This window comes from Paramuribaculum intestinale (genome assembly GCF_003024925.1).
Lineage (GTDB): Bacteria > Bacteroidota > Bacteroidia > Bacteroidales > Muribaculaceae > Paramuribaculum > Paramuribaculum intestinale.
In genome coordinates this window covers 1-3,927 of record NZ_PUED01000202.1, presented here as the reverse complement: position 1 = coordinate 3,927, position 3,927 = coordinate 1, and the positions used below count along the sequence as shown (strand labels likewise).

The window sequence follows — 3,927 nt, the reverse complement described above, 5'->3', positions numbered from 1 at the left end:
CGGTCTGCAGGTAGCGGCCGTCGATGATTATATCGTCGATGCCCGACTGCGCTCCGAAACCTTCGGGCACACCCATCAGGGTGACCGGCATCTGGCGCCCGTCGTAGACAGCCAGGGCGCGTTCCTCCACCATTGGCATGGCGCACTCCACTCCGTCAACCCCGCGGATCAGGGCGGCAAGCGAATCGGCAGCGCCAATGACCTTGCCGCCGGCCGGCATCACGCGCAGCTCCGGGTCAAGCTTCGACAGACGCGAAGCCGCCAGATGCGAGAAACCGTTGAACACCGACAGCACGCACAGCGTGGCGGCAGTGGCGACAGCCACTCCGGCCACGGATATGCGCGATATGACGTTGACCGCGCCCATGCTCTTGCGCGAGAGCAGATAGCGCACGGCGATTCTCAATGATTCCATTGCAGCAGAATATGCTGACGATGATTGGCTACACCTACAACCGTCAGTCGGCCTCGGGCAACTCCTTTTCAGCTCCCTCAGCAGTAGTCGAGTCGAGCAGAGAGTCGATCTTCTCTATGTAGTCGAGCGAGTCGTCGAGATAGAACGCGAGTTCGGGTGTCTTGCGCAACTGATGCCGTACACGCTGCGCGAGTTCATAGCGCACGGTCTTCTGACTCTTGTTGATATTGTCGATCATCTCCTGAGCCTTTCCCGACGGGAATACCGACAGATATGCCTTGGCTATGCTGAGGTCGGGCGACACACGCACGGTGCTGACCGATATTATCACACCGTGGGTCTTGGCCGTCTGCTGACGGAATATCTCGCTCAGCTCCTTCTGGAGCAGGCGGGCGATCTTGGCTTGACGTGTTGATTCCATAATTGTCAGATTTATTCTTGAAACATTACATACGCCGGGCGAACGGCGTCCGGCCTTATTTTCTCAACAACCGCCGGAGGGGGTTGGCTCACTGCGGCAGCTGAAAAAAACATGGCGGTGTGTCAAAACATCGGTTTTTGACACACCGCCTGATATCTGTCGGAGCATGATTGAAGCCGCCATGAGTGCCGCCCTCACCGTGATGGCGGTGACGCGACGGCGGCCGCTATCACTCCGCTGCGGGAGTTTCGGCCGCGGGAGCCTCGGCTGCAGGAGCTGCCGCGTCGGCCGACGGCAGATTGGTGTCATAACCGACCGGAGCGGTCTGTTCTACCGGAGCGGTGGGATTGACACGCGAACCGGAGCGCTGCAGAGCCGTGGGCATGAAGAAAGCCGAAAGCACGGCCAGAACGGCAATAGCACCGGCCAGAGTCCATGTCATTTTCTCGATAAAACTGTTGGTGCGGCGCACGCCCATGATCTGATTGGAGCCTGCAAACGATGACGACAGGCCGCCGCCCTTCGACTTCTGGATCAATACCACTCCGATGAGCAGCACTGCCGCAATCAGAGTCAATACGATGAGAACTACGAACATAGTGTTGGTATTTATTTCTGTTTTAGATTATTATTCAGTATGAGTTTCTTCAGGAAACGCAATTGGTCTGCAAAGTAAATACTTTTTTCTGGAAAATTCAAACTTAATGTATGGATAATTTCATAAGCCTTTTCGTAGCGGCGCCTTTTGATGTAGATTTTCGCGAGACTCTCGCTGAGCATTGAGTCGGGGGGCGGAGCCTGCCGCGAAGCGGCGTGGCGCGGTGTCGACGGCCGGTTTTCAGGCTGACGCGAATCAGCTTCATCGGCTGCTTCCTCGTGGCCGTATTTATCGACAAAGGCGTCCATCAGACGATCCTGTTCGTCGGCTTCAGGCTCTTCACCGTCGTCCAGACGACTCTCCTCCTGTTCCTTGATCAGCACCTGCGAATAATCGGCCATGGGATTGAATATAAGTCTTTCGAGCAGAGCTTCCTCTGCCGGGTCGATAGTGCCGTAGGCGTTAAGAAACGTGTCTATGGCAGTTTCGGTGGTAGGAGTTTCGTCGCCGGGAGCCGGAGGATAGAACCCGTCGAACATGTGCCCCCGGTCGTCGGCCAGACGGAGCATAGCGGTGCGGTCGGCCATTCCGAGAGCCACACGCGCGGCGAGTATCTGCCGCGCGTCGGCATCGAGCCTGTCGGATCCGCGCTGAAGACGCATGGCCGCGGGGAGCACAAACCACGGATAGTCGGCGATGAGCCTGTCGGCAAGCCCGGCCGGCACTGCCTCACCCGAAGCCACAGCATCCATAAATCTGATGAGATTCTCGTCGGTTTCCATCACCAGTTGCCCAAAGTTGCGTTGAATATCTGTATGACAAGTTCGTCGGAAATCTCCTCGCACAGCTGATCCTGCACTTCGGTCAACATCTGCGACGAATCAAAATCGCGATATGCCGAGAATGTCTGGTCGATATCGTTTCCATCCTTCTTGCTGTCGGTGTACCGCACTCTGACGGTTATGGTCAGACGGGTCTTCGACGCGTAGGCATCCTCGTTGACAGCCTGCGGACTGAGCGAATAGCCTGTTATCTCGCCCTCCATCACCAGATCGGAATTGCCGTCGGTGGTCTGCAGACGCGTGTTGCGCTGCACATAGTCGAGAAGTTTGTTTTCGAAGGTCTGCTGCAGAGGCGGATAGACCAGTGCAGCACGGATCGGAAAATTGTCGATGCGCACCGTCTTGTAGACCGTGTAGTCAAGCGCGGCGCCATTGAGTTTGTAGCTTATGCGGCACGACGAGGCAAGCAGAAGCAGCAACGTCACAGCAAGCACTTCGGCGGCCATCATCCGACAACGGCGGGCTATATGTCGTAGGGATCTCTTCACGACTGCAAAGTTACGTCAAAATTCCCGCTCCCGCAAGCGTGAGACTCCGCGCTTGTTGCACAATCGAAAAAGATTAGCTACCTTTGCAGCCGCAAACGCCCAACGGGATGCTCGACCGAGCGCTCACCGGAACAATGCGATATGAAGTGGAAAAATTTGGCTGCTTGCAACCACTTGAAAAAATGCTAAAACCGCTACCTTCCATCATCTCCCCCACTGCGAATGGATGCCCGGCTTTAGCGCGACGCGACGCCCGGGCATAATTATTTATAAAAATGATGGAAAACAACCGACCGACAGAAACAGAACAGATCAGACAGGGACACTACCTGTTCACATCCGAATCAGTATCGGAAGGACACCCTGACAAGGTGGCCGACCAGATTTCCGATGCTATACTCGATGAATTCATCGCACAGGATCCGCAATCGAAGGTGGCCTGCGAAACGCTTGTCACCACCGGACAGGTTGTCGTGGCCGGCGAGGTGAAAAGCAACGCGAGCATTGATCTGACAGGCGTATGCCGCCGGATCATCGAAGAGATCGGCTACAACCGCAGCGAACTGAAATTTGACGCACAGGCCTGCGGGGTACTCTCGGCTCTCCACGAGCAGAGCGGCGACATAAACCGCGGTGTGGAACGTGCCAACGCCGCCGATCAGGGAGCCGGCGACCAGGGGATGATGTTCGGCTTCGCCTGCGACGAAACCGCCAACCTCATGCCGCTCGCCCTCGACCTAAGCCACGCGCTGCTGCGCGAGCTCGCGGCCATACGCAAGGAGGGAAGCACGATGACCTATCTGCGCCCCGACGCCAAGAGTCAGGTGACGGTAGAATATTCGGCCGAGGGACGCCCGGTGCGCATACACACCATCGTAATCTCCACTCAGCACGACGAATTCATCCAGCCCGCGCCCGGCATCAGCGCCGAAGAGGCCGACAAGCTTATGCTTCAGCAGATACGCCACGATGTAGCCACCATACTCATTCCCCGCGTAGTGGCGCAGCTTCCGGCCGACATTCAGGCCATGTTCGACGACAGCCTGATACTCCATGTCAATCCGACCGGCAAATTTGTCATAGGCGGCCCCCACGGCGACACCGGGCTTACCGGCCGCAAGATTGTAGTGGACACCTTCGGCGGACGCGGCGCACCCGGCCGA

At 57.1% G+C, this 3,927-nt stretch carries 6 protein-coding genes; 1 reads left to right on the top strand and 5 read right to left on the bottom strand.

Annotated elements, in window-relative coordinates:
- The 5 genes from C5O24_RS11505 to C5O24_RS11485 all read right to left on the bottom strand — a co-directional run.
- A partial coding sequence (locus C5O24_RS11505) for an ABC transporter permease (RefSeq protein WP_205961105.1) occupies positions 1 to 415 on the bottom strand: 415 nt, incomplete at its 3' end.
- A gap of 43 nt (positions 416 to 458) precedes the next feature.
- Positions 459 to 836, bottom strand: coding sequence for a 30S ribosome-binding factor RbfA (gene rbfA / locus C5O24_RS11500; protein WP_107035659.1), 378 nt, complete (start codon positions 834 to 836; stop codon positions 459 to 461).
- 229 nt (positions 837 to 1,065) lie between these two features.
- A complete protein-coding gene (secG, locus tag C5O24_RS11495; protein WP_107681852.1) occupies positions 1,066 to 1,434 on the bottom strand; it encodes a preprotein translocase subunit SecG in 369 nt (122 codons plus the stop codon).
- An 11-nt stretch (positions 1,435 to 1,445) separates the two neighbouring features.
- On the bottom strand, positions 1,446 to 2,216 hold the full coding sequence (locus tag C5O24_RS11490) for a hypothetical protein (RefSeq protein WP_107035661.1): 771 nt from the start codon (positions 2,214 to 2,216) through the stop codon (positions 1,446 to 1,448).
- Complete coding sequence (locus C5O24_RS11485; protein ID WP_107035662.1) at positions 2,216 to 2,725, bottom strand: LptE family protein; 510 nt, start codon at positions 2,723 to 2,725, stop codon at positions 2,216 to 2,218. Before C5O24_RS11485 ends, C5O24_RS11490 begins: the two co-directional genes overlap by 1 nt.
- Before the next feature lie 314 nt (positions 2,726 to 3,039).
- Here C5O24_RS11485 and metK point away from each other — a divergent pair.
- Positions 3,040 to 3,927: methionine adenosyltransferase (gene metK / locus C5O24_RS11480; protein WP_240604992.1), on the top strand; the 888-nt coding region annotated here is incomplete at its 3' end.

Excerpts from the sequence above, each read along its gene's own strand:
- C5O24_RS11490 (WP_107035661.1), bottom strand. The coding sequence starts at position 2,216 with ATGGAAACCGACGAGAATCTCATCAGATTTATGGATGCTGTGGCTTCG.
- C5O24_RS11485 (WP_107035662.1), bottom strand. The coding sequence starts at position 2,725 with ATGATGGCCGCCGAAGTGCTTGCTGTGACGTTGCTGCTTCTGCTTGCC.
- rbfA (WP_107035659.1), bottom strand. The coding sequence starts at position 836 with ATGGAATCAACACGTCAAGCCAAGATCGCCCGCCTGCTCCAGAAGGAG.
- secG (WP_107681852.1), bottom strand. The coding sequence starts at position 1,434 with ATGTTCGTAGTTCTCATCGTATTGACTCTGATTGCGGCAGTGCTGCTC.